General features: G+C 45.2%; 4 protein-coding genes. 2 read left to right on the top strand and 2 right to left on the bottom strand.

Features of this window, described 5'->3' with window-relative positions; genetic code table 11:
* A partial coding sequence (locus tag F6K49_RS36220; RefSeq protein WP_293104595.1) for a DAK2 domain-containing protein occupies positions 1 to 103 on the bottom strand: 103 nt, incomplete at its 3' end.
* Between the two features lie 9 nt (positions 104 to 112).
* On the opposite strand from F6K49_RS36220, the gene F6K49_RS36215 reads away from it, so the two are divergent.
* Positions 113 to 1,288 (top strand): urea transporter, encoded by a 1,176-nt coding sequence (locus tag F6K49_RS36215; protein ID WP_293104592.1) that lies wholly within the window; start codon positions 113 to 115, stop codon positions 1,286 to 1,288.
* A 12-nt stretch (positions 1,289 to 1,300) separates the two neighbouring features.
* Positions 1,301 to 1,924, top strand: a complete 624-nt coding sequence (locus F6K49_RS36210; RefSeq protein WP_293104589.1) for an EF-hand domain-containing protein — start codon at positions 1,301 to 1,303, stop codon at positions 1,922 to 1,924.
* A 204-nt stretch (positions 1,925 to 2,128) separates the two neighbouring features.
* Here the strand turns inward: F6K49_RS36210 and F6K49_RS36205 are convergent, their stop codons facing one another.
* Positions 2,129 to 3,646 (bottom strand): choice-of-anchor Q domain-containing protein, encoded by a 1,518-nt coding sequence (locus F6K49_RS36205; protein ID WP_293104586.1) that lies wholly within the window; start codon positions 3,644 to 3,646, stop codon positions 2,129 to 2,131.
* Positions 3,647 to 4,225 lie beyond the last annotated feature (579 nt).

Genomic DNA, 4,225 nt, shown 5'->3' with positions numbered 1-4,225 from the left:
CATTGGCTGCGGGTGATAGAGCATCTAACATGGTCTTATCTCCCAAGTTGGCTTTGCCTCGCTGGACGACTCCCTCCACTGCTGCTTGGAATAGTTTGACTATTGTTCAACTATGATTAAATCTTCTATTCCCCCAGCTACCCCTGAACCCTCACCGCTCCATGAACTAATTGCCAACCTAGTACTGTTCAAACCCAATCGGACTAAGCTATTTCCCTGGTTGCTACCAGGGGCAGGCACATTGCAATCTCTCAATCAACGCTTAGCCCATCAACCCCTGTGGGATTTTTTTAATTACAACTTGCGTGGCATTGGCCAGGTGATCTTTGTGAACAACCCCCTGAGTGGGTTATTGATTTTGGTAGCACTGTTTATTCAGTCACCTTGGCTGGGGGTGATGAGTGTAGTGGGTCTGGTGGCTTCAACCGTAACTGCGATCTTCCTTGATCTCAATCGCGATAGTCTTCGCAACGGTATCTTTGGCTATAACGGGATTTTAGTCGGAGCAGCACTTGCTACTTTTGGGGCATCCGGGAATGGTAACTGGAATCCCCTCTGGCTCATGGGGGCTATCATCTTTTCTACTCTTACCACCCTGTTGATCAAGACCGTCGGAGTCTGGTTTGCCAGCAAGCTGAAATTTCCCCCCCTAACCTTGCCCTTTATTGCGGCAACGCTGTTATTTCTGGTGATTGCGGTCTGGATGCCTCAACCAGTTTATACCTTGGGGAGCACGCCGACTCCCCCACCGGCCTTGGAACCGATCAATTGGTGGCAACTTGCCACCTCCGTGCCGATTGGGTTTGGGCAGGTGTTTTTCATGGATAAGGTTGTGGCTGGGGTGCTGGTCCTGGCGGCAGTTGCCTGGTGTACACCGATTGGGGCAGCTGTCGGATTATTGGGGGGAGTATTCGGTACCCTGGCGGCGCTGATAGTAGGTATCCGTCCTGACACCATCTCGGCTGGATTGTGCAGTTACAACGCCATCTTGACAGCAATGGCTATTTCTGGAGTATTTTTTGCCCCCAACCTGCGCAGCTTACTTGCGGGCATTTTTTTGGCTTTTTTTTCAACTCTCCTGGGGGGCATTTTAAGCCACATCTTCAGCCTAGTTAACTTGCCCATCCTGACCTTACCCTTCTGTTTGGTCACAATCCTAGGTTTCCGGTATTTGCAGCAGACACTGCCGTCATTAGTCCCGGTTCCCCTACATGCGATCGCTAGCCCAGAAGAACATTGCCAGCGTTACCTGGTTGCCAAAGATATCCTTACCACATTTCGCCGTTAGATGCAAGGGGCAATGGCCGGTAAACCCCAGCTATATTTATTTGAGTCTGCCTCCACCTCAACCAAAGGAAATATCGAATATCTCTTTAATGCCATTGATACCGATTTCAGTAACACCCTTTCGGTTAACGAGCTAGCAGAACACCTGCGACAAGTCAAACGAGGTATCTCTCAACAGGAATTAGATTATTTGTTTCGTTGTCTGGATATTGATGGCAGTGGTGAAATTGATCTGGCTGAGTTTGGTGAATTGTTATTGCGTCAGCAACGATTGATGTCTAACTATAACGACTTCATTACTTACTTTATACCAATTGATGCTAAGAGGATATCTGAAAAGTTTTTTGATACTGAATTTTGCCCCCCTAGCCCCCCAAGTTTGGGGGGAACAAGAGTCAATTGGCTTCTAAAAGTCCCCCAAAATTGGGGGACCAACGGGGGCTTGGATGTAGCAAATGAGACTTCTCAGATAACCTCTAACCAGGATGATGCTATCAGTATCGATGAAATGAATTTAGCTTTTGTTAGTGTAGGTGAATCACCCCTTAGTGTAAAGGAAGTGAACTTTTTATATGGTCGCATCAATGGAGAAGCGATGACCTGGAATCGCTTTATTGAACTTTTACTGGTGACTTGATCGAGAGGGGTTGGTGAATGTAAGCTGTCAGCCTTCAGCCGTCAGCCTTCAGCTAACTTAACAGAGATTAAACCAATACTTACCTGTTTTATTCAAAAGCTATTCAAAAGCTGATAGCTGATAACTGAATGCTTATAGCTGAATGCTTATAGCTGAATGCTTATAGCTGAATGCTTATAGCTTATAGCTGATAGCTGACATCGCTTAGATACTGATAAAGTCTCCAGCATCAATCACACTAGCATCCACCCCAACCAAAGATGCTAAGACTTCATCAGTGCTATCAACCTGGAGTAGAGTACCGTTATCACCTTGGACAATTTCCAGTTGGTCAAAGCTCAAACCATCTAAAGTGAATTGATCGATGCCATCAGAGTAGTCCAGGATAGTATCTTCACCATCACCAGCTCTCAAGACAAACAAATCACGACCGGAACCACCTTCAAGGGTATCATCCCCTTGGCCGCCATCAAGGGTGTCTCCACCGCGACCGCCAAGGAGTAAATCATGATCATTGCCACCAAACAGCAGGTCTTTGCCAGAACCACCATTGAGAGTATCACAGCCATCATTACCAAATATAGTGTCTTTACCACTGAAACCTGATAAGGAATCATCACCTTTACCACCGGAGAGATTATCACGTTGAGTACCCATGAGAATCCCAATTGATATAACTGGTGGAAGGGTTACTGGTGGAGTAACTGGTGGAGTAACTGGTGGAGTAACACTTTCAAAAGCACCAATATCAGCGACACCACCCTGTACTCGATCAAATCCAGCACCTCGTTGGTCAGTAGTCAAGCTATTAGGATTGCTGCCAGCATCAATGGCAGGGCTACCAGGAAGAAGTGCTAGGGTCTCAGTAGGACCACCATTGTTTTGTAATGGACCGAGGAGCGGATCAATGGGATTAGCGCTGGTTCCAACTAAATCACCATTCATCCCATTAGTAAAGCCGGTTCCACCATCACCATTTCCAATCAGGTTGTTGCTACCACTGGTGAAATCCCCCGAAATATCATTATTATTCTGGTTATTGGCAATGATGGTGCTAGCGATATTAGCCGATCCGCTGAAGAAGACGTTGACACCGCCGATAACGCCGTCGTTATTGGCAATGGTGCTGTTAGCGATATTAGCCGTTCCGTCGACGTCAACGTTGACACCGCCGATAACGCCGTCGTTATTGGCAATGGTGCTGTTAGCGATATTAGCCGTTCCGCCGAAGAAGACGTTGACACCGCCGACAAAGCCGTCGTTATTGGCAATGGTGCTGTTATCGATATTAGCCGTTCCGTCGCCGCTGACGACAATACCGCCGCCGATATCGCCGTTATTATCGGCAATGGTGCTGTTGTTGATAGTTAGTATTTCAGTATTAAAGATACCACCAACAAGGGTGTCTTGCCCTCCAGTAATGGTCAACCCATCAATCAACACGGTTTGATCAGTGGTTGTATCTCCATCATCGACCGTAAAGACACGGGATTGATTGTTAGCATCTACAGTGATATCACCATTACCTTCGATGCTCAGATTACTCATAATCTCCAGTGCCCCATTAGTAAGGGCAATTGTTCCAGTGAGGTTGGGAGCAAACTCAATTATATCGTCCCCTGGGGTATTATTGGCTGCTTCAATGGCATCTCGCAGAGAAACACCACCCGTACCAATGCCATCATTTTCATCAATTAAGGTGTCAACAGTGAAAGTTGCCATATATTTCTCCTGGTATTGTTTCTAGGAAATTAATTCCTGTATTCAAGGTATTGACTAGCTCAGTATAAAATTCCACAAACAAAATTAATTAAGCGATCACCCTAAGGTATTTTACTGAGCTAGTTATCAAAATAGTTGATCAAAACGTACCAATATTTCTCCCCTAAAACTCCTAGCTTAATCAAAGCTTTAATTAGCTTAAAATAGAAAATTCTACTGGGTTTAAATTCGGTGAAGTAGAAATTTTAGGGAGCAGGGAGCAGGGAGGAGTATGAAAGAGCATGGATAATTTTTTTTGTGTTATTAAAAAGCGATTCAGCAAGATTGTTTAGGATATATTTCTAAATGCTATAGAAGAGATAAAGCTTTGCTTATTATCCCTTCCACAACCAGATAACAACGACATAAATAGGCAACGCCTATTTATGTCGTTGGAAATATAGCGCTGGGCGATCGCAAACACAACTATATCGCTATAGCTTTGTGGGTGGGCAAAAATGTATAGCGCTATGGGCAAGAGCTTTTGTTGCTTGTATCAATGTCCTAACTTTAATGGGTAGTGCTATTAGCATTAACCGA

The sequence above is a fragment of the Moorena sp. SIO3I6 genome, from assembly GCF_010672095.1.
The sequence above is the reverse complement of the archived record's forward strand: the minus strand, read 5'-3'. Positions and strand labels throughout refer to the sequence as shown.

Coding starts and splice junctions, on each gene's coding strand:
- F6K49_RS36205 (WP_293104586.1), bottom strand. CDS start 3,646: ATGGCAACTTTCACTGTTGACACCTTAATTGATGAAAATGATGGCATT.
- F6K49_RS36210 (WP_293104589.1), top strand. CDS start 1,301: ATGGCCGGTAAACCCCAGCTATATTTATTTGAGTCTGCCTCCACCTCA.
- F6K49_RS36215 (WP_293104592.1), top strand. CDS start 113: ATGATTAAATCTTCTATTCCCCCAGCTACCCCTGAACCCTCACCGCTC.